This window comes from Streptomyces sp. NPDC040432, assembly GCF_055595445.1.
In genome coordinates this window covers 60,636-80,467 of sequence record NZ_JBVIVP010000017.1, presented here as the reverse complement: position 1 = coordinate 80,467, position 19,832 = coordinate 60,636, and the positions used below count along the sequence as shown (strand labels likewise).

General features: G+C 71.9%; 22 protein-coding genes and 1 pseudogene. 2 read left to right on the top strand and 21 right to left on the bottom strand.

The features are described from left to right. Nucleotides 1-45 precede the first annotated feature (45 nt). From pyrH to rpsB, 3 genes are all read right to left on the bottom strand, one after another. Nucleotides 46-825, bottom strand: coding sequence for a UMP kinase (gene pyrH / locus ACZ58N_RS28330; RefSeq protein ID WP_281207363.1), 780 nt, complete (start codon nt 823-825; stop codon nt 46-48). Nucleotides 826-987: 162 nt separating this feature from the next. Beyond that, entirely contained in the window at nt 988-1,824 is an 837-nt protein-coding gene (gene tsf, locus ACZ58N_RS28325) for a translation elongation factor Ts (RefSeq protein ID WP_281207364.1), read from the bottom strand. A 135-nt stretch (nt 1,825-1,959) separates the two neighbouring features. Further along, the gene (gene rpsB, locus ACZ58N_RS28320; protein WP_471165321.1) at nt 1,960-2,853 is read right to left on the bottom strand and encodes a 30S ribosomal protein S2; all 894 of its coding nucleotides are present in this window, start codon (nt 2,851-2,853) and stop codon (nt 1,960-1,962) included. 251 nt (nt 2,854-3,104) lie between these two features. Between rpsB and ACZ58N_RS28315 the strand changes: the two are divergent. Beyond that, nucleotides 3,105-3,773: pseudogene (locus ACZ58N_RS28315) on the top strand (peptidoglycan DD-metalloendopeptidase family protein); the annotation flags it as partial. A gap of 444 nt (nt 3,774-4,217) precedes the next feature. Here the strand turns inward: ACZ58N_RS28315 and ACZ58N_RS28310 are convergent. The 18 genes from ACZ58N_RS28310 to proS form a co-directional block, all read right to left on the bottom strand. Further along, nucleotides 4,218-4,775 carry a TetR/AcrR family transcriptional regulator gene (locus tag ACZ58N_RS28310; RefSeq protein ID WP_471165499.1) on the bottom strand — a complete coding sequence of 186 codons (558 nt, stop codon included), beginning with the start codon at nt 4,773-4,775 and terminating at the stop codon, nt 4,218-4,220. 71 nt (nt 4,776-4,846) lie between these two features. Continuing rightward, on the bottom strand, nt 4,847-5,683 hold the full coding sequence (gene whiG, locus ACZ58N_RS28305; RefSeq protein ID WP_471165319.1) for an RNA polymerase sigma factor WhiG: 837 nt from the start codon (nt 5,681-5,683) through the stop codon (nt 4,847-4,849). A gap of 209 nt (nt 5,684-5,892) precedes the next feature. After that, complete coding sequence (dprA, locus tag ACZ58N_RS28300) at nt 5,893-7,143, bottom strand: DNA-processing protein DprA (RefSeq protein WP_471165317.1); 1,251 nt, start codon at nt 7,141-7,143, stop codon at nt 5,893-5,895. Further along, a complete protein-coding gene (locus ACZ58N_RS28295; RefSeq protein ID WP_471165314.1) occupies nt 7,140-8,765 on the bottom strand; it encodes a YifB family Mg chelatase-like AAA ATPase in 1,626 nt (541 codons plus the stop codon). The genes dprA and ACZ58N_RS28295 overlap by 4 nt, the downstream gene beginning before the upstream one ends. Then, nucleotides 8,765-9,136, bottom strand: coding sequence for a YraN family protein (locus tag ACZ58N_RS28290; RefSeq protein WP_471165312.1), 372 nt, complete (start codon nt 9,134-9,136; stop codon nt 8,765-8,767). The genes ACZ58N_RS28295 and ACZ58N_RS28290 overlap by 1 nt, the downstream gene beginning before the upstream one ends. A 138-nt stretch (nt 9,137-9,274) precedes the next feature. Next, nucleotides 9,275-9,583 carry a DUF2469 domain-containing protein gene (locus ACZ58N_RS28285; protein WP_281206306.1) on the bottom strand — a complete coding sequence of 103 codons (309 nt, stop codon included), beginning with the start codon at nt 9,581-9,583 and terminating at the stop codon, nt 9,275-9,277. 55 nt (nt 9,584-9,638) lie between these two features. Beyond that, nucleotides 9,639-10,166, bottom strand: coding sequence for an NUDIX hydrolase (locus ACZ58N_RS28280; protein ID WP_471165309.1), 528 nt, complete (start codon nt 10,164-10,166; stop codon nt 9,639-9,641). Then, the gene (gene lepB / locus ACZ58N_RS28275) at nt 10,156-10,938 is read right to left on the bottom strand and encodes a signal peptidase I (protein ID WP_471165306.1); all 783 of its coding nucleotides are present in this window, start codon (nt 10,936-10,938) and stop codon (nt 10,156-10,158) included. Before lepB (ACZ58N_RS28275) ends, ACZ58N_RS28280 begins: the two co-directional genes overlap by 11 nt. A 44-nt stretch (nt 10,939-10,982) precedes the next feature. Beyond that, nucleotides 10,983-11,879, bottom strand: a complete 897-nt coding sequence (gene lepB, locus ACZ58N_RS28270) for a signal peptidase I (protein ID WP_471165303.1) — start codon at nt 11,877-11,879, stop codon at nt 10,983-10,985. Between the two features lie 112 nt (nt 11,880-11,991). Beyond that, the gene (gene lepB, locus ACZ58N_RS28265) at nt 11,992-13,029 is read right to left on the bottom strand and encodes a signal peptidase I (RefSeq protein ID WP_471165300.1); all 1,038 of its coding nucleotides are present in this window, start codon (nt 13,027-13,029) and stop codon (nt 11,992-11,994) included. Beyond that, nucleotides 13,022-13,759, bottom strand: a complete 738-nt coding sequence (gene lepB / locus ACZ58N_RS28260; RefSeq protein WP_471165298.1) for a signal peptidase I — start codon at nt 13,757-13,759, stop codon at nt 13,022-13,024. The genes lepB (ACZ58N_RS28265) and lepB (ACZ58N_RS28260) overlap by 8 nt, the downstream gene beginning before the upstream one ends. Before the next feature lie 44 nt (nt 13,760-13,803). Further along, entirely contained in the window at nt 13,804-14,154 is a 351-nt protein-coding gene (gene rplS, locus ACZ58N_RS28255; RefSeq protein WP_030227407.1) for a 50S ribosomal protein L19, read from the bottom strand. Between the two features lie 133 nt (nt 14,155-14,287). Further along, nucleotides 14,288-15,109, bottom strand: a complete 822-nt coding sequence (trmD, locus tag ACZ58N_RS28250; RefSeq protein ID WP_471165295.1) for a tRNA (guanosine(37)-N1)-methyltransferase TrmD — start codon at nt 15,107-15,109, stop codon at nt 14,288-14,290. Continuing rightward, complete coding sequence (gene rimM, locus ACZ58N_RS28245) at nt 15,109-15,678, bottom strand: ribosome maturation factor RimM (RefSeq protein WP_471165292.1); 570 nt, start codon at nt 15,676-15,678, stop codon at nt 15,109-15,111. The genes trmD and rimM overlap by 1 nt, the downstream gene beginning before the upstream one ends. 169 nt (nt 15,679-15,847) lie before the next feature. Further along, entirely contained in the window at nt 15,848-16,087 is a 240-nt protein-coding gene (locus ACZ58N_RS28240) for an RNA-binding protein (RefSeq protein WP_030011889.1), read from the bottom strand. Nucleotides 16,088-16,089: 2 nt separating this feature from the next. Continuing rightward, complete coding sequence (gene rpsP, locus ACZ58N_RS28235) at nt 16,090-16,530, bottom strand: 30S ribosomal protein S16 (protein ID WP_281206312.1); 441 nt, start codon at nt 16,528-16,530, stop codon at nt 16,090-16,092. Between the two features lie 216 nt (nt 16,531-16,746). Further along, nucleotides 16,747-17,346, bottom strand: coding sequence for a hypothetical protein (locus tag ACZ58N_RS28230; RefSeq protein ID WP_281206313.1), 600 nt, complete (start codon nt 17,344-17,346; stop codon nt 16,747-16,749). Nucleotides 17,347-17,559: 213 nt separating this feature from the next. Continuing rightward, nucleotides 17,560-18,972, bottom strand: coding sequence for a proline--tRNA ligase (proS, locus tag ACZ58N_RS28225; RefSeq protein WP_471165288.1), 1,413 nt, complete (start codon nt 18,970-18,972; stop codon nt 17,560-17,562). A gap of 131 nt (nt 18,973-19,103) precedes the next feature. On the opposite strand from proS, the gene ACZ58N_RS28220 reads away from it, so the two are divergent. Further along, complete coding sequence (locus tag ACZ58N_RS28220) at nt 19,104-19,784, top strand: methyltransferase type 11 (protein WP_471165285.1); 681 nt, start codon at nt 19,104-19,106, stop codon at nt 19,782-19,784. Nucleotides 19,785-19,832: the final 48 nt, after the last annotated feature.

Below are 19,832 nucleotides of genomic sequence, written 5' to 3'. Positions count from 1 at the left end.
CGGGCCGCCCGGACCGGGCCGGTGGGCGACCCGGTCACGGAACGCTCAGGCCCGGGTGCCCTGGTCGCTCACGAGCGTGCCGATCTTCTCACCCTTGACGGCGCGGGCGATATTGCCCTCGGCGAGGAGTTCGAAGACCAGGATCGGGAGCCGGTTGTCGCGGCACAGCGTGATGGCGGTGGCGTCGGCGACCTTGAGGTCCCGGGACAGCACCTCGCTGTACTCCAGCGCGTCGAACTTCACCGCGTCCGGGTTGGTCTTCGGGTCCGAGTCGTACACGCCGTCGACGCCGTTCTTGCCCATGAGGAGGGCTTCGGCGTCGATCTCCAGGGCGCGCTGGGCGGCCGTGGTGTCGGTGGAGAAGTAAGGCATGCCCATGCCGGCGCCGAAGATGACGACGCGGCCCTTCTCCAGGTGCCGGACGGCACGGAGCGGGATGTACGGCTCCGCGACCTGGCCCATGGTGATGGCGGTCTGGACCCGGCTGTCGATGCCTTCCTTCTCCAGGAAGTCCTGGAGGGCGAGGCAGTTCATGACCGTGCCGAGCATGCCCATGTAGTCGGACCGCGCTCGGTCCATGCCGCGCTGCTGAAGCTCGGCCCCGCGGAAGAAGTTGCCGCCGCCGATGACGATCGCGATCTCCGCGCCGTCACGGACCACGGCCGCGATCTCACGGGCGATGGCGTGCACGACGTCAGGGTCGACGCCCAGCCCGCCGCCGCCGGAGAAGGCTTCGCCGGACAGCTTCAGCATGAAGCGGCGACCCTTCTTGCCGTGGTCGCTCTTGTCGTCGGAAGCGGTGTGGGGGTCCACGCCCTGATTCATGGAGATCTCCTCGTGCACATACGAAGAAGGCCATTGCCGGTGGGTCCTCGCGGTTCCCTCTTCGGCAATGGCCTCCTCGTCAGATCTGCGGTCGCCTCGCGCGTGCGCGGACGACTGCTTCAGACCCTATCGGGGTCCGGTGTCCGTCGCTTACGGACGGACTCAGATGCCGACCTTGATGCGCGCGAAGCGCTTCAGGGTGACACCGGCCTCGTCCAGAACCTTCTGGACGGACTTCTTGTTGTCCAGCGCGTAGGGCTGGCCCAGGAGCGTGACGTCCTTGAAGAAGCCGTTGACGCGACCCTCGACGATCTTGGCGATCGCGGCCTCGGGCTTGCCCTCGGCGCGGGTGACCTCTTCGGCGACGCGGCGCTCGGACTCGACGACGTCGGCCGGAACCTCGTCGGCGGTCAGGTACTTCGGCGCGAACGCGGCGATGTGCTGGGCGATGCCCTTGGCCAGGTCGGCGTCGGCCTTGTCCAGCTCGACCAGGACACCGATCTGCGGGGGCAGGTCGGGCATGGTGCGGTGCATGTAGGAAGCCACGAAGGCACCCTGGTACTGCGCGAAGCGGTCCAGGACGATCTTCTCGCCGAGGTTGGCGTTGGCCTCGTCCACGAACGCCTGGACGGTCTTGCCGGCCTCGATCTCGGACGCCAGCAGCGCCTCGATGTCAGCCGGGGAGGTGGCGGCCACGTGGGCGGCGAGCTGGTCGGCGACGACCAGGAACTTCTCGCTCTTGGCGACGAAGTCCGTCTCGCACTTGAGCTCAAGCAGCACACCGGAGGTGGCGTCGGCGGCGATCAGGGAGGTGACGGCACCGTTCTCGGCGGAACGGCCCTCGCGCTTGGCGACACCCTTCAGGCCCTTGACGCGCAGGATCTCGTTGGCCTTGGTGACGTCACCGTCGGCCTCGACGAGCGCGTTCTTGCAGTCCAGCATGCCGGCGCCGGTGAGCTCGCGGAGCTTCTTGACGTCAGCGGCGGTGTAGTTCGCCATGAGTCTGTGATTCTCTCTCGAAGTCGTAGATCTACGGGTGAACGGCGGAGGAGTCGCGCTCGTGGCGCGGCTCCCCCGCCGTCATCGTCCGTGCTGCGAGTGCCCGGCGGATGAACGCCGGGCTCTCTCAGAGGGTCAGGCCTGCTCGGCGTCGGCGGCCGGGGCCTCGACGACGGGCTCGGCGACGGCCTCGGCCGCGGGGGCCTCGGCGGCGGCGTCAGCCGCGGGGGCCTCGGCGTCGTCGGCCTTCTTCTCACCTTCGAGCAGGTCGCGCTCCCACTCGGCGAGCGGCTCGGCGGCGGCCTTCTCGCCCGGCTTCGAGTCACCGGTAGCGGCGCCGGAGCGGGCGATGAGGCCCTCGGCGACGGCGTCGGCGATCACGCGGGTGAGCAGGGTGACGGAGCGGATCGCGTCGTCGTTGCCCGGGATCTTGTAGTCGACCTCGTCGGGGTCGCAGTTGGTGTCGAGGATCGCGACGACCGGGATGTGGAGCTTGCGCGCCTCACCGACGGCGATGTGCTCCTTCTTGGTGTCGACGATCCAGACGGCGCTGGGGACCTTCGACATCTCGCGGATACCACCGAGGGTCTTCTCCAGCTTGATCTTCTCGCGAGAGAGGACCAGGAGCTCCTTCTTGGTGAGACCCGAGGCGGCGACGTCCTCGAAGTCGATCGCCTCAAGCTCCTTCAGACGCTGGAGGCGCTTGTAGACGGTGGAGAAGTTGGTGAGCATGCCACCGAGCCACCGCTGGTTGACGTACGGCATGCCAACGCGGGTCGCCTGCTCGGCGATGGCCTCCTGGGCCTGCTTCTTCGTACCGACGAACATGATGGAGCCACCGTGCGCGACGGTCTCCTTCACGAACTCGTAGGCGCGGTCGATGTACGACAGCGACTGGAGCAGGTCGATGATGTAGATGCCGTTGCGCTCCGTGAAGATGAAGCGCTTCATCTTCGGGTTCCAGCGACGGGTCTGGTGACCGAAGTGGACGCCGCTTTCCAGCAGCTCCCGCATCGTTACGACGGCCATGGCCATCTCCTTGGTTTCTCGGTTTGGTTCCTGACGCCCCGACGCGCCCTGCCCCGAAGAGGGACCGAGAGGCGCTTTCACCCGACCTGGTACGGGTCGGTGCTGGGGCGTGCGAAGTCGACCCGGTGACCCGGATCGCCACAAGAAGTGTACGGGACCCGCCGGTATGCCGGGTGACGCCGTTGTCCACACCCCCGTGGCCGTCCACAGGCACGAACGCCCGGAGCCCCGACGGCGGGACCCTGTGCGGCATGACGAAACTGCTGCTCACCCTGCTCGTGACCCTGGCGTCCCTGTCCCTCGGTCCGGACGTGCGGCCCCCGCTCCCGGCCCGCGCCGGGGCCCTCTCCACGGCCGTCCACCCGCTGCCGGCGCCCCCGTCCCCGACGTCGGGGCCCCCGGCTCCGACGCCGCCGGGGGTCCTCACCCCGGGTGGTCACCCGCGGCTCCTCCATCGGCCCGGCCCCGTGGGCGGCCGTCCCGCGCCCTCCGCCCGCGCCCTCGTCCCGCCGGACCGCCGGTCGACCTCGCCCCGCACCGGGGACGCCATCCCGCCGGGCGGTGGCCCGCCGCGCCCGGCCGGAGCGAGGGGGCCGAACCGGGGCGGCCGACCCCTGCCCGCGCCGCTGTCGGTGGCGCGCTGGTGGGACCCGCCGCCGACCCCGTACGCGGCCGGGCACCGGGGAGTCGACCTGTCCGCCCCGGTCGGCGCGGAACTGCGCGCCGTCGGCCCGGGTCGGGTGCACCACGCGGGGCCGGTGGCCGGCCGCGGGGTCCTCTCGCTCACCCTTCCCGGCGGCCTGCGCACCACCTACGAACCGGTCCGGCCGTTGGTCGCTGAGGGTGAGGCGGTGGTGGCGGGCCAGGTCGTGGCGGTCCTCACGGCGGGCTCGCACTGCGCGACCCCGTGCCTGCACTGGGGCCTGCTCGCGGGCGAGGACCTCTACCGCAACCCGCTCGCCCTGCTCCCGCGCGCGACGCCCCGACTGCTGCCGACCACGACGGGCCGGGAGACCTCGACGCCCGCACCGGCCCCGACGGACGAAGGTCCGCCCGCCGCACCGGGCGGACACCTCGTGGCCGACACGGGCAACGCCCCCTCCGCGCCCGGTACCGACCGACACCGCTCCGCCGTGACTTCGCGGGCTGCCGACCGGCGGACGCGGCTGCGCACCCGCCCCGCCCCACCCCCCGGGCCCGGCAGCACCGACCCGAGTCGAAGCGGAGTGCGGGGCAGACGCCCCGCCCCTGCCGGTGGATCGCGGCGCCGAGCCGAAGGTGTCGCCCATGCCCGGCAACGCCGGGCCACGGGCCGGAAGCCCCGGCCCGAACAGGCGGGACGGGTGCGCAGCCCGCCCGGGCGGTCAGCCGCGCACGCCCCGCAGGGCCATGGAGACGGCCGCGTCCGTCACCACGACCGGGTCCTCCGCGGCACCGAGCTCGATCCGCCGAACGGCCGCGTCGACGACGCCCTGCAACAACATCGCGGCCAAGCGCGGCTCGCCGTGACCCAGCGCCGCCAGCGCCTCGACGATCATCGCCACCAGGCCGCCGTGCGCGGCGCGGATCTTCTCGCGCGCGCCCGCGTCGAGCTCGCTCGCGGAGATCGCGACCACCGCCCGGTGCCGCCGGTCCCCGACCAGCCCCAGTTGGCTGCGCACGTACGCCTCGATCTTCGCCTCCGGCGTCTGCGCCGCCTCCATCGCGGCTTCGATCTCGGCGGCCCAGACGGGGAAGTCCACGGCGCACAGCTCTTCGACGACAGCCGCGCGCGAGCGGAAGTACTCGTACACGGAGGACCGGGCGAGGCCGGTGCGTTCCGCGAGGGCGGGGAAGGTCAGCGCCTCCGTCCCGCCCTCGGACAGCAGGGAGCGCGCGGCGTCCAACAGGGCGCCGCGCTGCATCGACCGGTGCTCGGCCACGGAGGCCGCTCGAATCCTGGGCACGTGACCACTCTACGGAGGTTCTGCGAGGTCATCACGGGCTGTTCCGCTCAGCGGCCGACATCGGCCAGCTTCGCGCGCAGCTGGAGGACCGATTTGGTGTGGATCTGACTGACCCGGCTCTCGGTGACGCCCAGGACGTTGCCGATCTCGGCGAGCGTCAGGCCCTCGTAGTAGTAGAGGGTCACCACCGTCTTCTCCCGCTCCGGCAGGGTGTTGATGGCACGGGCGAGCAGCCGCCTCAACTCCCGGTCCTCGGCCACCGCCACCGGATTGTCGGCGGCGTGGTCCTCCAGGGTGTCCATCAGCGAGAGGCGGTCACCGCCCTCGCCCCCGACGTGCAGCAATTCCTCCAGGGCCACCACGTTCGCCAGCGACAACTGGCTGAACACCGTGTGGAGTTCCTCCACCGCGATGCCCATCTCCGCGGCGACCTCGCCCTCGGTGGGGGTGCGTCGCAGCTGCGCCTCCAGCGTGGCGTACGCACGCTCCACGGCCCGGGCCTTCTGCCGCACGGAGCGCGGGATCCAGTCCAGTGCGCGCAGTTCGTCGATCATCGCGCCGCGGATCCGGGTGATGGCGTACGTCTCGAACTTGATCGAGCGCTCGATGTCGAACTTCTCGATCGCGTCGATCAGGCCGAAGACCCCGGACGAGACGAAGTCGGCCTGCTCCACGTTGGGCGGCAGGCCCACGCTGACCCGGCCCGCCACGTACTTCACCAGCGGCGAGTAGTGCAGGATCAGCTGCTCCCGCAGCCGCTCGTCACCCGAGTCCTTGTATGAGCGCCAGAGGACCTCCAGGGACGAGGGCGCGGTGGACCGCACGCTGCCACGAGCAGCGGGGGGCGCCGCGGCGCGGTCGGACCCTGAGGTGTGCTGGGGCATGCTTCGCCTTTGCCGGAGCGGGATTCCTTGGGAGCGTAGCGTGACGGAAGTGTCGCGGTGCGCGAAGAGTACGGGATGGCACGGGGCCGCCGGGGCGCCCGGACTCGCGCGGGCGGCCCGGGACCGGCGCCTGGCGCTCGGCCCCGGAGGTTGCCACCGGGAAGACCGCGTCTCTCATCGCCGTCACTCTTTCACCGGAACGCCCCAGGTCAACGACCGCCTCGCCGGGTGGCTCCCGATTGCGCCCCCTCTCCCGGCCCCTGCCTGGTCAACTGCCAAGCGTCGCCCTGCCGTTCGACGAACCCCAGGGAGTGAAGTTCGTACAGTCTGCCGATGACTTCATCGGTACCGATGCCCGCGGCGAGGGAGATCGCGCCGAGGTCCGCGGGCCGGCCGGCGGGCAGGGCTTCGAGCACCCGTGCGGTGCCACGGTCCAGGAGGTCGCGGGCGAGTACCGGGCCGCGCCTCTCGGGTGCCAGCTCCCCGATGGCGCCGACCAGTTCGACGATCTCGGCGGCATCCGTCACCAGCAGTCCCTCGCCGCGCAGGAGTTCGTGCACGCCTCCCGACAGCCCGCTGGTCGCCGGACCGGGGACTCCCATGGTCAGGCGGCCGAGCCGCTGGGCCCGCCGGGCCGTGACCAGCGAGCCGCTGCGGTGCGCCGCCTCCACGACGACGGTGCCCCGGGTGAGGGCGGCGATGACCCGGTTGCGCAGGACGAACCTGCTCGCGGTGGGGTGGCTGCCCGGAGGCAGTTCACCGAGGACGAGCCCTTGGCCGCTGATCCGGCCGAGCAGCTCCGCGTGTCCGCGCGGGTAGGCCACGTCCACCCCGCAGGCCAGCACCGCCGCGGTGGCGCCACCCGCGGCGAGGGCTCCGCGGTGGGCCGCGGCGTCGATCCCGTACGCCGCTCCGGACACCACGACCCAGCCGCGTTCCGCGAGCCCCGCGGCCAGGGTCTGCGCCATGTGCGCCCCGTACGGGGTGCACGCCCGGGCCCCGACGACGGCGACCGAACGCAGGGCCCAGGTCCGCAGGTTGGGCCTGCCCCGCAGCCACAGGCCGACGGGCCGCGCGTCGCCGAGGTCGTCGAGCTGGGTCGGCCACTCCGGTGAGCCGGGGCGGACGAACCTGCAGTCGGCCTCCGCGGCCTCGGCCAGGTCGCGTCGGGGATCGGCGGCGAGGGCCCGTCCCCGGTATCCCGCGAGCCGTTCGGGCCTCGCTCCGGTCAGGACGGCGGTCTCCCGCTCCGGACCGGTCAGCAGCCGCATCAGCCCGACGGCGCCCCTGTCCCGGAGCCAGCGCCCGCCGCGTTCGTCCCCGGGCTCCAACACCCGGGTCAGCGCGGCCCGGGCCAGCGTTTCCGCGTCCGGCCCGTCGGGTCCGTCCACCCGCTGGGGTCCGTCGGGTCCGGAGGACCCGTCCGGCCCGTCCGCCCCGTCGGGTCCGTCGGCGGTCACCGCGCCACCCCCTCCGCGAGCACCGCGCCGCGGGCGATTCCGGTGCGCAGTTCCAGCGCGACGGCCGTGTCCAGCGCGTCGGGGCGGTCCCGGCCCCGCAGGTCGGCCACGGTCCAGGCGACCCGCAGCACCCGGTCCAGCCCCCGGGCCGTGAGCACTCCGCGCTCCATGTCCCGCTCGGCCACCGCCAGGGCGCCCGGTCCGGCGGGCCAGCGGGTGCGCAACTCGTACCCGGGGACTTCGCTGTTGAGCTTCCAAGGGGTGTCGGTGAGCCGAGCGGCGGCCCGCTCGCGGGCCTCCCGGACCCGATCCGCGACGACCGCGCTGGTCTCGCTCCTGCCACTGCCGCCGAGGAGGTCCGAGCGGGTGACCGGCTCCACCCGAACCCGCAGGTCCACCCGGTCGAGCAGGGGTCCGGACAGCCGGGCCTGGTAGCGCCGGACCAGTGAGGCGGGACATTCGCAGCCGGCCCCGAGGACGGTGTGCCGCCCGCAGGGGCAGGGGTTGGCCGCGAGCACCATCAGGAACCGGGCCGGCAACCGCACCACGCCCGCGGCCCTGGCGATGACCACGTGCCCGGCCTCCAGGGGCTGGCGCAGGGCGTCGAGGGCCTTGGCGCTGAACTCGGCGGCCTCGTCCAGGAACAGCACGCCCCGATGGGCCAGGGACACCGCCCCGGGCCGGGGGATCCCGGCCCCGCCCCCGACGAGGGACTGCATGGTCGCGGAGTGGTGCGGGGCGCAGTACGGGGCCCTGGCGACGAGGGGTTCCCCCGGCGGCAGGATTCCGGCGACCGAGTGCACGGCGGTCACCTCCAGGGAGTCCTGCCGGGTGAGGGGCGGGATGATCCAGGGGATGCGCTCGGCCAGCATCGTCTTCCCGGCCCCCGGGGGGCCGCTCAGGAACAGGTGGTGGCCTCCGGCGGCCGCGACCTCCAGGGCCCGGCGGGCGCCGTGCTGCCCGGCGACGTCGGCGAGGTCCGGGTGGTCCCCGCTGTCGCCCGCGCTCCGCGCCAGGCCCGTACCGAGGCCGGCACCCGGGAGCGCGAGGCCCGCGAGCATGGCGTCGGGGCGCCCCGCCCCGTCGGGCGGCTCCTCGTCGGGCGGTTCCGTGTCGGTCAGCACCGCGATCAGTTGCCGCAGGCTGCGCACGCCCAGCACCGAGACGTCCGGGACGAGGCAGGCCTCCGCGGCGCACTGCTGGGGCACCACCACCTGCCGGTACCCGGCCTCCGCGGCGGCGAGCACCGCCGGCAGGATGCCGCGGACGGGACGGACCCGGCCGTCGAGGCCGAGCTCCCCGATGAGGACGAGGTCGGCGATGACGGCGGGGTCGATCACCTCGGCCGCGCCCAGGACCGCCACGGCGACGGCGATGTCGAAGTGGGCCCCGGCCTTCGGGACGGACGCCGGGCTGAGCCCGACGGTGAGCTTCTTCTGCGGCCACTGGGCACCGGAGTTGACCACGGCGGCCCGCACCCGGTCCCGGCTCTCCACCAGCGTCTTGTCGGGCAGCCCCACCAGTGTGAACGCCGCGACCCCCGGTTCCAGGTCGGCCTGGACCTCCACGACCACGCCCTCGACACCCACGAGGGCCACGGAGCAGGCCCGGGCGAACCCCATCAGGCCACTCCCCGCACGTGCTCCACCACGGGCGCACCGCGCTGCGGCAGCAGGACGGCGACCAGGTCGATCCGGACTCCGCCGGGCGGCGGTCCCCCGTGGTCGGCGAGCCACCGCTCGGCGAGCCGGCGCAGTCGCGCGGCCTTGGCCGCCCGGACCGCGGCCATGGGGTGTTCGAAGCTCCCCACGCGCCGCGTCTTGACCTCGCACACGACGAGGGCGTCCCCGTCCCGCGCGACGATGTCGACCTCGCCGCCCCGGCAGCGCCAGTTCCGCGCGATCACCGTCATCCCCGCCCGGGTCAACGCCCGCGCGGCGAGGTCCTCGCCGTACCGCCCCAATGCCTGCTGTGCCACGCCCTTCGCGTTCATTCGGCACCACCTCCGGCACCGAAGATCCCGCGTCCCCGCCCACCTTGTGGATCTTGGTGGACAAGCGGGCTGTTGTGGAGAACCCCCTCACTCCCCCGGGGGAACCATCTCGCCCCGCCGAACCCAGGAGGCCGAGGATCAGGCCCCCGGCAGCTCCAGGTCGGTCTTGTTGAGCTCCTCGATGTTCACGTCCTTGAAGGTCAGCACCCTGACCTGCTTGACGAACCGGGCCGGTCGGTACATGTCCCAGACCCAGGCGTCCGCCATCGAGACCTCGAAGAAGACCTCCCCCTGAACCGAGTGCACCTGCATCTCGTAGTCGTTGGTGAGGTAGAACCGACGTTCGGTTTCGATCACGTACTTGAACAGCCCGACGACGTCGCGGTACTCGCGATAGAGCTTCAGCTCCATCTCGGTCTCGTACTTTTCGAGGTCCTCGGCACTCATGGCATGTTCCCCTTCAGCCGTGCGTCCCCCTATTGTGCGCCGGCACCCCCCGCCCCTAAACGATTTCCGGGGCCAGGACCACCGGAGCACCCGGAGGGCCGTCGTCGAGCAGTGCGCGGAGCAGTTCGGCGAGTCTGGTCGGGTACACCGTCTCACGCGCCGACAGCAGTTCCTCGGAGGTCCACCACCGCGCTCCCGTGACGCTGCGCCGTTCCAGTTCGGTGAGGCCGTCCAGCACGGTCCCGGTCCGGGTGGTGCGGGCGAGGAAGTACCACTCGTCCTGCTCCCAGCGCCGCCCGTCGAAAGGGAAGGCGCAGTACCGGCGCCACAGCACCGGCCCCAGGTCCACCTCGGTGATCCCGGTTTCCTCGGCGAGCTCCCGCAGCGCGGCCTCCTCCCTGGTCTCGGTCCCCTCCAGCCCGCCGCCGGGGGTGAACCACCAGTGGTCGGAGGGGTCACCCGGTTCGAAGCCGTGGAGCAGCAGGATCCGGTCCGCGGGATCCAGGAGGACCACCCGGGACACCTTCCGGGGCTCCCGCCCCGCCCCCGCACCCGGCTCCGTACCGGCCCGGTCAGCGGCCACCGGAACGCTCCCGCCGGCCGCGCCCCCGAAGGCGTGAAAGGGGCCCGTAGGCGGCGCCCAGCAGCACCAGCGCCGCGCCGGCCACCACCGCGGTCACCTGGAGCAGGAGCGGCCCGGGCCGCGAGACGCCGCCGGGCAGGTCGGCGTAGGTCCTGGCCGGGTCCAGCATCCTCATCGACGGCCACGCCAGCGCGTCGACCCGCGCCGTCACCGCGGACCGGGGCACGGTCCCCTGTCCCGCCTCGGTGAGGTGCGCCCGTGAGTCCAGGGAGGCCCCGCGCCGGTCGCCGAGCAGGAAGAGGTTGCCCTCGGGAACCTTCACCTCGAAGGGGGTCCCGGACGCCGTCCCCGCGGCCACGGCCGCCGGGTCGGTCTGCGCGGGGGCCAGGTAGTCCTCGTCCAGCTCCTTGCCGTTCACGGTCAGCCGGCCGCCCTTGCCGCAGCAGGACACGGTGTCGCCGCCGACCGCGACGACGCGCTTGACCATGGGCGAGTCGCTCCACTGGGCGTCCTTGAAGACGACCACGTCCCCGCGCCTCACCTCGGCACCGTCGATCCGCTGGGCGAGCACCCGGTTGCCGGGGTTGACGGTCGGAACCATCGAGTCCGTCGGCACGGTGTACGGCTGGTACACGATCGCGCCCCAGACGAACCCTCCGAGGAAGAGCACAAAACCGATGGCCACGGCCAGTCCCGACAATGTGTTGCCGAGACCGCCGCGGCCATCCTTGCCACCACGTATACGTGTACCGCTCGCCTGCGTTCCGCCCATTGCAGCGCCCCCACACCTCGGAGATCGTCGACCTGGGCGGCACCCTACCGGGCGGTACGCCCCTTGGTCAGCCTCCGCCGGCGCCACAGCACGAGCGGTACGGCCCCGGCGAGCCCGAGGGCGGCCGGGCCGAGCCCGACGGGCGCCAGTCCGGCGGCTCCGAGGCCGAGGGCGGTCGCCGCGGCCTGGTTGCCGATGCCGGGCTGGTCGAAGGTGTCCGGGATCGGCAGCGTGGCCCAGCGGGTGACCGGCCAGGCGACGACCACGGCGCGCCCGACGACCTTGTCGACCGGCACGAAGCCCTGGGTGGAGTCCTGCATGTGCCAGCGGGAGTCCCGGGAGTTCTGGCGGTGGTCACCCATCACCCAGATCTTGCCCTCGGGCACCTTGATGGGACCGAAGGGCGCGTCGTCGCACGGGCTGTCCCCGGGGTAGATGTACGGCTCGTCGAGCTCCTTGCCGTTGACGACGACCGGTCCCCCCTTCTTGCACGAGACCGTGTCCCCGCCGATCGCGATGGTCCGCTTGATCAGGTCCTTCTCCTCGGCGGACGGCATGAGGCCGATCCAACTGAGGGCCTTCTGCGCGAAGTTCGGCTCCGGCGTGGGCTGGTCGGACAGCCAGTCCGCGGGGTCGTGGAAGACGACGACCTCACCGCGCTCGGGCTCCGAGCCGAACCACGGGGTCAGCTTGTCCACGAGGACCCGGTCGCCCCGTTGCAGCGTGTCCTGCATCGAGTCGGACGGGATCGAGAAGGCCTGGACCAGGAACGTCTTGATCAGCAGGGCCAGCAGCAGGGCGATACCGATCAGGAGCGGCAGCTCCTTCCAGAAGGAACGCTGCGGGCTCTCCTCTGCGGCGTCCTCCTCGGCCTCGCGCTCGACGGCGTCGTCCGGCCGCTCCTCGCCCTCGTCGCGTCCGGATCGTGCGCCTACTGCCACATCCCCCACATCCACTCCTCAATCGAGAATCGCGGCCCGCTCCAAAGGGAAACGGGCCCTCCCCTCCCTTAACGAGCGGGAGTTCCCTAAGGCGCGGGAGACCAAGGACACACTATGCGAACGGTGTGCCCGCCCGGCGCCCGCCCGGCCCGCGCCGGCGGCCCCGCCGGGCCTGGTCGGGCACGGTGAGGAAGGTCGCCGGCTGCTCCAGCCTGCGCCAGTGGTCGAAGGGCCAGGCGATCACCACGGCCTCCCCGACCACCTTCTCCACGTCGATCGTGCCTTCGAACGCCTCGTCCAGGTGGAACCGGGAGTCGGCGGAGTTGGCCCGGTGATCACCCATGACGAACAGCCGTCCGGCCGGCACCTTGACCTCGAACTGGATCTCCGAGGGGGCGTTGCCCGGCGACACGTACGGCTCATCGAGCGGCGCGCCGTTGACGGTTACGCGGCCCCGGTCGTCGCAGCACTTCACGGTGTCGCCGCCCACGCCGATGACGCGCTTGATCAGGTCCTGTTCGTCGGCGGACGGCAGCAGGCCGATGAAGGTCAGGGCCTCCTTGATCTGCTTGATCCCGGCCGGGTCCTTGGGCGGCCTGGCCGCCTCCCCCTTGAGCCAGCCACCCGGATCCTCGAAGACGACGACGTCCCCGCGCTCGATCTCGGAGCCGAACCACGGCGTCAGCTTGTCCACGAGGACGCGGTCGCCGATCCGGATCGTCTGTTCCATCGACCCGGAGGGGATGAAGAAGGCCTGCACCAGGAAGGTCTTGAGCACCAGGGCGATGCACAGCGCGACCACGACCAGCAGCGGCAGCTCGCCCGCCCGACGGGTGCGTCGGCGCCGCCGGACCCGCCGCGCCACCCGGCGCCGCTCCGCCCTGCTTCCGCCCTCACCCGGGACGGAACCCGAACCGGAACCGGAACGGATGCCCGAAGCGGTGTCCGAAGCGGTGTCCGGCTTCCGTCCGGGCCCCTCCACCGTCCCCGCGGTGTCCGGTTCCATGCCGATGCCGCGCCACGCGCCGAAGTCCGTTCGCCCGGAGGGGAGTTTCGGCTTGCGGGCCGTCCGCCCGGAGGGGCTCTCCCCGGGCCCCTGCGACCGCGATCCCGGCTTGCGTCCGCCCTTCGGGCGGCCCCGGCTACCCATGCGGGCCACCGCCCGGGCCGTCGTCGACTCCCGCGACGGAACCCCAGCGCGAGACGGGCCAGCCGATCCAGTCGGCCCGCCCGATCACCTTCTCCACCGGCACCATCCCCCCGCCCGGCTCACCGAGGTGGTCGCGCGAGTCCCGGGACTGGGACCGGTGGTCACCCATCACCCACAGGGTGCCCAGTGGCACGACGATCCGGAAGGGCACCTTCGAGGGGGTGTCACCGGGAAAGAGGTACGGCTCGTCGACCGCGACCCCGTTGACCTGGATCCGACCGCCCGCGTCGCAGCACACGACGTCGTCCCCGCCGACGCCCACGACCCGCTTCACGAAGTCGGTGTCGGGCGGCTGGGCCAGCCCCAACGCCGATCCGGCGCCGCGCAGGATCTCGCCGACCGGGTTGCCCTCGGCGCGTTCCCGCACGAAGGACCCGGTGCCGTCGAAGACCACCACGTCCCCGCGCCGCGGCTCGTCGCCGAACCGGTACGCCAACTTGTTGACCAGGAGCCGGTCGCCGACCCGGAGCGTCGGTTCCATCGAGTGGCTCGGGATCAGGAAGGGCTGGACGACGAAGTTCCCGAGCAGCAGCAGGAAGACGGCGCAGATCACGCCGAGCAGCCCGGCACGCCGCCAGGCCGGAACCCCCGAAAACACAGAACGCGGCCCCTCCGCCCCCTTCTCGGGGACGGAGCGGCCGCGCTGTGTGAGATCTGCTTCGGTGTCCATCGCAGGCGAGCCTATCCGGCCGCCCGCTGGATCCGGAGCGGAGATCAGCGGTCGCGCTTCTCCTTGATCTTCGCGGCCTTGCCGCGGAGCTCACGGAGGAAGTACAGCTTGGCGCGACGCACGTCACCGCGGGTGACGAGCTCGATCTTCTCGAAGATCGGGGAGTGGACCGGGAAGGTACGCTCCACGCCGACGCTGAAGGAGACCTTGCGGACGGTGAAGGTCTCGGAGACGCCAGAACCCTGGCGACGGATGACCACACCCTTGAACTGCTGGATACGGGAGCGGTTGCCCTCGATCACGCGGACGTGCACGTTGATCGTGTCACCGGGGCGGAAGGCCGGGACGTCGGTGCGCAGCGAGGCGGCGTTGACGCCATCGAGCAGGTGAGACATGGAGTTCGTCTGCTTTCTTCGCACGACGCCACAGGTCGCCGGTGCGGATTTCCGTAGAGAATTCGGGAGTCGTGTCACGTCGCCGACGACGGTCCCCCTGTGGCAGGGGCGCCTGCGAGCACACAACAGCCGCCTATTCTTCCACGGCGGCGGGCCTGCGCCAAAATCGGCCGTCGGTGGTCGGCTTCCAGCCCAGGATGCTCAGGATCTCCCGGTCCTTCTTGTCGAAGGCGGTGGCCTCACAGCGCTCGATCAGGTCGGGGCGGTTCCGCGCGGTGCGGCGGAACGCCTCGTCGCGGCGCCAGCGGGCGATCTTCCCGTGGTGGCCGCTGAGCAGCACCTCGGGGATGCCGCGCCCGCGCCACTCCGGGGGCTTGGTGTAGACGGGGCCTTCCAGCAGGTTGGCCATTTCGCCGGGTGCGAAGGAGTCGTCGCGGTGCGATTCGGCGTTGCCCAGCACCCCGGGCAGCAGCCGGGCCACGGCCTCGGTCACGACCAGGACGGCGGCCTCGCCGCCGGCGAGGACGTAGTCGCCGATGGACACCTCGTAGACCGGCAGGCGCGTCGCGTACTCGTCCATGACGCGGCGGTCGATGCCCTCGTACCGTGCCGGCGTGAAGATCAGCCAGGGGCGCTCGGACAGCTCGACGGCCAGTTCCTGGGTGAAGGGCCGACCGCTGGGGGTGGGCACGACCAGGACCGGGCCGTGCGCCCCGGACTCGTAGCCGTCGGCCAGCGCCGTGTCGAGGGCCTCGCCCCACGGGTCGGTCTTCATGACCATGCCGGGGCCGCCGCCGTACGGGGTGTCGTCGACCGTGTTGTGCCGGTCGTACGTCCAGTCCCGCAGGTCGTGGACGTGTACGTCGAGCTGTCCGCGGGCCCGCGCCTTGCCGACGAGGGAGACGTTCAGCGGTTCGAGGTACTCGGGGAAGATCGTGACGACGTCCAGCCGCATCAGGCAGCGCCCTCGGTGTTCGCCCCGGCCTCGGCGTCCCGCGCGGAGGCGATCTCGGCGCGGTCGTCGATCAGCCCGGGCGGCGGGGTGATGACGCAGCGCTGCTCCTCCAGGTCGATCTCGGAGACGATCTCCTCGACGAAGGGGATCATCACCTCGGTGCCGTCGGGGCGTTCGACGATGAAGAGGTCCTGCGAGGGCAGGTGGGAGATCTCGGTGATGCGGCCGACGGGGGTTCCGTCGGCGAGCACGACGTCCAGGTCCATCAGCTGGTGGTCGTAGTACTCGTCGGGTTCTTCCGGCAGTTCCGCCGGGTCGACCTCGGCGACGAGCAGGATGTTGCGCAGCGCCTCGGCGCCGGTGCGGTCCTTGACGCCGGCGAAGCGGAGGAGGAGCCGACCGCTGTGGACCCGGCCCGTCTCGATGGTCAGCGGACCCGCCGACGCGGGTTCGGTCCGCAGGACGGCACCGGGCCCGAGCCGCAGCTCGGGCTCGTCGGTCCGTACCTCGACGGTGACCTCACCCTTGATCCCGTGGGCGCGGCCGATCCGCGCGACTACCAGCTCCACTGTCTGTCCCTCTCCATTTCGCGGCGGCCGACCCGCCGCCGCTCCCGCGGAGGTGTACCTCTCCGTCGTGGCTTCTCAGGTCAATGGTGGCTCCGCCCGGGGGCGGAAACGACTCGGGCCGGGGTGGGCGACGAACGCCCTCCCCGGCCCGTGCCGGTGATTCAACTTCTCAGCGGACCTGGTCCACGTCGACGAGGTCGACGCGGATGCCCCGTCCGCCGATGGCACCCACGACGGTACGCAGGGCACGTGCGGTGCGGCCGTTGCGACCGATCACCTTACCGAGGTCGTCCGGGTGGACCCGGACCTCCAGCACCTGCCCGCGGCGCAGGTTGCGCGAGGCGACCTGCACTTCGTCGGGATTGTCCACAATGCCCTTCACGAGGTGCTCAAGAGCCTCCTCGAGCATGCTCAGGCCTCGGTCGACTCGGCGGCGGCCTCGGCCTCGTCCGCCTTCTTGTCGGCCTTCTTGGCCTTCTGCGTGATGGCCTCGCCCTTGGTCTCGCCGATGCCCTCAAGGGCCTTGGCGAACTCGTCGAAGGTGCGACGCTTGCTTTCCTTGGTCTCCGGCTGCAGCAGCGGCGCGGGGGCCGGGAGGCCCTTGTGCGCCTGCCAGTCACCGGTCAGCTTCAGGATGGCGAGCACGGCCTCGGTGGGCTGGGCGCCGACCGACAGCCAGTACTGCGCACGCTCGGCGTTGACCTCGATGCGCGACGGGTTGTACGTCGGGTGGTAGATACCGATCTCTTCGATCGCGCGACCGTCCCGACGGGTACGGGCGTCGGCGACGACGATGCGGTAGTGCGGCTGGCGAATCTTGCCGAGGCGCTTGAGCTTGATCTTGACTGCCACTGGAGTGGTGTCTCCTGAACTTGACGTGGTTGGGCACATGAGATGCCACGTGGGGTTGCGGTACTCGGGTGCCCGATGGACGCGTCAGCCGGAGGAGAGAGGGGTCCTATGCGACTGTCGAGTACAGCTAGCCATTGTGCCATACGCCTGCGGCACGCTCGCCCGCGAGAGGCGCGCCGACCCGGCCCGGAGCCACCCCGGAGCCGCCCCGGGCGATTACGAGGCGGCCGCGGTGACGACCACGTCCGGGATGCGGAACGGCTTCATGCAGCCGCCGCACACGATCGGCGCCTGGGCCAGCACCGACGGGACCACGCGTACGTTGCGCCCGCAGTCGCAGACGGCCTTGACCCGTACGCCGCCGCCGGAGGAACCGTGGCGGGCGGCGGGGCCGCGGAAGCTGCGCTTGGTGTCGGCCGCGGTGGCGACCGTGTGCGCCTTGAGGGCGCGCTGGAGCCGCTCGATGGTGGGGCGATAGCGCTTCTTCGCCTCGGGATTGAGCGAGACCAGGGAGAAGCCGCTGCTGGCGTGCGGCTCCTCGGAGTGGTCCAGCCCCATCTCCTCGGCGATCGCGAGGAATCTGCGGTTGTGGTAGCGGCCGGCCCGGGAGGTGTCCCGGACTCCGCGGGCGGCTGCGATGCCGTGGACTGCCTCGTGCAGCAGTCGCTCGAAGGAGAGCTCGGCGCCGCAGGCGGACGAGGACTCTCCGATCAGGGACTCGGGCGCGGCAAGGTCAGGCAGCTCGGGGTGGTACCGCTGAATGTCGGCCCACGCCTGCGCCAGCTCTGCGGCGAGAACAGGTGGTGTCGTGCTCACGTCGTGACAACGAGCCGGGGTGCCCCGGTGTTCCGATTCCGGGCCATTCCAAATTTTTTGCACGTACCCGTCAGTTCAGCCTCATGCGTCCGGAGGAGGACGGGTGCGTCGATCCCAGGAGGAGTCGGTACGTAACGAGTACCCCCGGGTGCGCTCACGGCCACGCCCCCGGTGCGCGGCCTGAGCCGCACGCCGGGGGCGTGGCCCTGGAACTCAGTACGAGCGCGCGACGATGGCGAGCGTACCCGGGGCGTCGTCCGTCGCCGGAACCGACCCGTCCGGAGCGATCAGGCACCGTACGGAGACGGCCTGCTCGGCGAGCTTGGCCTCGCCCTCGGGGCCGAGGTCGGCCCACGGGATGCGCGCCCAGCCACCGGCGACGGCGGCCTCCGCGGCCTCCTCGATGGTCGCGACGTCCGACGTGCGGGACTCGCGGCGCTCGCGGGACTCGCGCAGCAGCTGCGCCTGGTCCTCGTCCAGCACCTTGGGCAGCAGGTCGGCGAGCGCGTCGATCTGCACCGGGGTCTTGCCGCCCGGGATGCGGCGGGCCAGCATCGCGGTGCCGGCCTCCAGGTCGCGGGGGCCGATCTCGATGCGGACCGGTACGCCCTTGAGCTCCCAGTCCACGGCGCGGCGGCCGAAGGGGGTGTCGACGCGGTCGTCGACGAACACGCGCAGACCGGCGGCCTTCAGTTGGGCGCCCAGCTCGCGGACCTTGGCCACGGCCTCGTCGCCCTTGATCGCCATGACGACGACCTGGACGTGCGCGAGGCGCGGCGGGACCCGCAGGCCGTTGTCGTCGCCGTGGGACATGATCAGGCCGCCGACCATGCGGGTCGACACGCCCCAGGAGGTCTGCCAGACGAGCTCCTGCTTGCCTTCCTTCGACAGGTACTGCGTGTTGAAGGCCTTGGCGAAGTTGGTTCCCAGCTCGTGGCTGGTGCCCAGCTGGAGGGCCTTTCCGTCACCCATCATGCCTTCGAGGGTGAGGGTGTTGATCGCCCCGGCGAAGCGCTCCTTGGCGGTCTTGCGGCCGAGGACCACGTCGATGCCGAGGACGTTCTTCATGAAGTCGCCGTAGACGTCCGTGTGGATCCGCGCCGCGTAGTCGCGGGCGTCCTCGTAGGTGGCGTGGGCCGTGTGGCCCTCCTGCCAGAGGAACTCGCTCGTACGGAGGAACACGCGGGGGCGCATCTCCCAGCGGACCACGTTGGCCCACTGGTTGATCAGCAGGGGCAGGTCGCGGTAGCTCTGGACCCACTTGGAGAAGTAGTCGTTGATGATCGTCTCGGAGGTGGGCCGGACGACGACCGGCTCGTCGAGCTCCTTGCCGCCGCCGTGCGTGACGACCGCGAGCTCGGGGGCGAAGCCCTCGACGTGCTCCGCCTCCTTCGTCAGGTAGGACTGCGGGATGAAGAGCGGGAAGTAGGCGTTCTGGGCGCCCGCGTCCTTGATCCGCGCGTCCATCTCCTGCTGCATCCGCTCCCACAGGCCGTAGCCGTACGGTCGGATGACCATGGTGCCGCGGACCGGACCGTTGTCGGCCAGCTCGGCCTTGTTGATCAGATCCTGGTACCAGCGGGGGAAATCCTCCGCCTGCGGGGTGAGAACGGGTGCCTTTGCCATGGCGCGAATGGTACGGCGCCGCGCGCACCGAGCGTGAATCGGGTGGCGCGCTCCTCTGGACGCGGGGGCGAATGGGGAGTTCCCTGGCAACGGGGGCAAGGGGGCGATACGGAATCAGGAGCGCTCTTTCGATGACACCGACGCCGACGGCGACGCTCGTCGCCCGGGACTGGGCCGAGATCCAGGAACGGATGCTGGTACCGCTCTACGAGGCGGTCTACGACCGACTGGAGGTCGGGCCGGGTGACCGGCTGCTGGGCCTCGGCTGTGGGGCGGGGCTGCCGCTGCTGCTGGCCGCGGGGCGGGGCGCCGCCGCCACGGGTGTGGAGGCGGATCCGGCGCGCCGGGCGCTGGCCCGGGAACGACTGCTGGAGGTGGCGGCGGACCCCCCGGTTCCCGCCGAACGGCCCTACGACGTCCTGCTGGCCTTCTCGCCGTCCCCGGGAGCGCTGGCCACGGCCCTGCCCGGGGTCCGGCGGGGCGGGGCCGTGGTGCTGGCCGACTGGGGGCCGCCGGAGCGGTGCACGGTGCCCGCGGTGCTGGGCGGCGGCCCGGTGGGGCGGGACCTGGACGCGATGGCGGCGCGGGCCGGACTGGTGCCGGACGGTTCGGGGCGGGTGTTCTGCCCCTTCGGGTACGCGGACGTGGACAGTGCCGTACGCGGTCTGCTGTCGACCGGGCTGTACGACGGCGCGGCCGATCCGGCGCTCGCGGAGAAGGAGCTGTCGGAGGCGCTCCACCCCTTCGAGCGGGGTGACGGCGCCGTCTGGCTGCCGAACATCTTCCGGTACGTCGTCGCCCGGGTGGCCTAACGCGCCCGTTCCGGTTCCGGCTCCCGTACGGAGGGGCCGGAGCCGGGC

Coding starts and splice junctions, on each gene's coding strand:
- pyrH (WP_281207363.1), bottom strand. CDS start 825: ATGAATCAGGGCGTGGACCCCCACACCGCTTCCGACGACAAGAGCGAC.
- whiG (WP_471165319.1), bottom strand. CDS start 5,683: ATGCCCCAGCACACCTCAGGGTCCGACCGCGCCGCGGCGCCCCCCGCT.
- ACZ58N_RS28290 (WP_471165312.1), bottom strand. CDS start 9,136: ATGAACGCGAAGGGCGTGGCACAGCAGGCATTGGGGCGGTACGGCGAG.
- lepB (WP_471165298.1), bottom strand. CDS start 13,759: ATGGACACCGAAGCAGATCTCACACAGCGCGGCCGCTCCGTCCCCGAG.
- ACZ58N_RS28220 (WP_471165285.1), top strand. CDS start 19,104: ATGACACCGACGCCGACGGCGACGCTCGTCGCCCGGGACTGGGCCGAG.
- lepB (WP_471165300.1), bottom strand. CDS start 13,029: ATGGGTAGCCGGGGCCGCCCGAAGGGCGGACGCAAGCCGGGATCGCGG.
- rplS (WP_030227407.1), bottom strand. CDS start 14,154: ATGTCTCACCTGCTCGATGGCGTCAACGCCGCCTCGCTGCGCACCGAC.
- proS (WP_471165288.1), bottom strand. CDS start 18,972: ATGGCAAAGGCACCCGTTCTCACCCCGCAGGCGGAGGATTTCCCCCGC.
- ACZ58N_RS28285 (WP_281206306.1), bottom strand. CDS start 9,583: ATGAGTGCCGAGGACCTCGAAAAGTACGAGACCGAGATGGAGCTGAAG.
- tsf (WP_281207364.1), bottom strand. CDS start 1,824: ATGGCGAACTACACCGCCGCTGACGTCAAGAAGCTCCGCGAGCTCACC.
- ACZ58N_RS28295 (WP_471165314.1), bottom strand. CDS start 8,765: ATGGGGTTCGCCCGGGCCTGCTCCGTGGCCCTCGTGGGTGTCGAGGGC.
- ACZ58N_RS28240 (WP_030011889.1), bottom strand. CDS start 16,087: ATGCTCGAGGAGGCTCTTGAGCACCTCGTGAAGGGCATTGTGGACAAT.
- trmD (WP_471165295.1), bottom strand. CDS start 15,109: ATGCGGCTGGACGTCGTCACGATCTTCCCCGAGTACCTCGAACCGCTG.
- rpsB (WP_471165321.1), bottom strand. CDS start 2,853: ATGGCCGTCGTAACGATGCGGGAGCTGCTGGAAAGCGGCGTCCACTTC.
- lepB (WP_471165306.1), bottom strand. CDS start 10,938: ATGGGCGGAACGCAGGCGAGCGGTACACGTATACGTGGTGGCAAGGAT.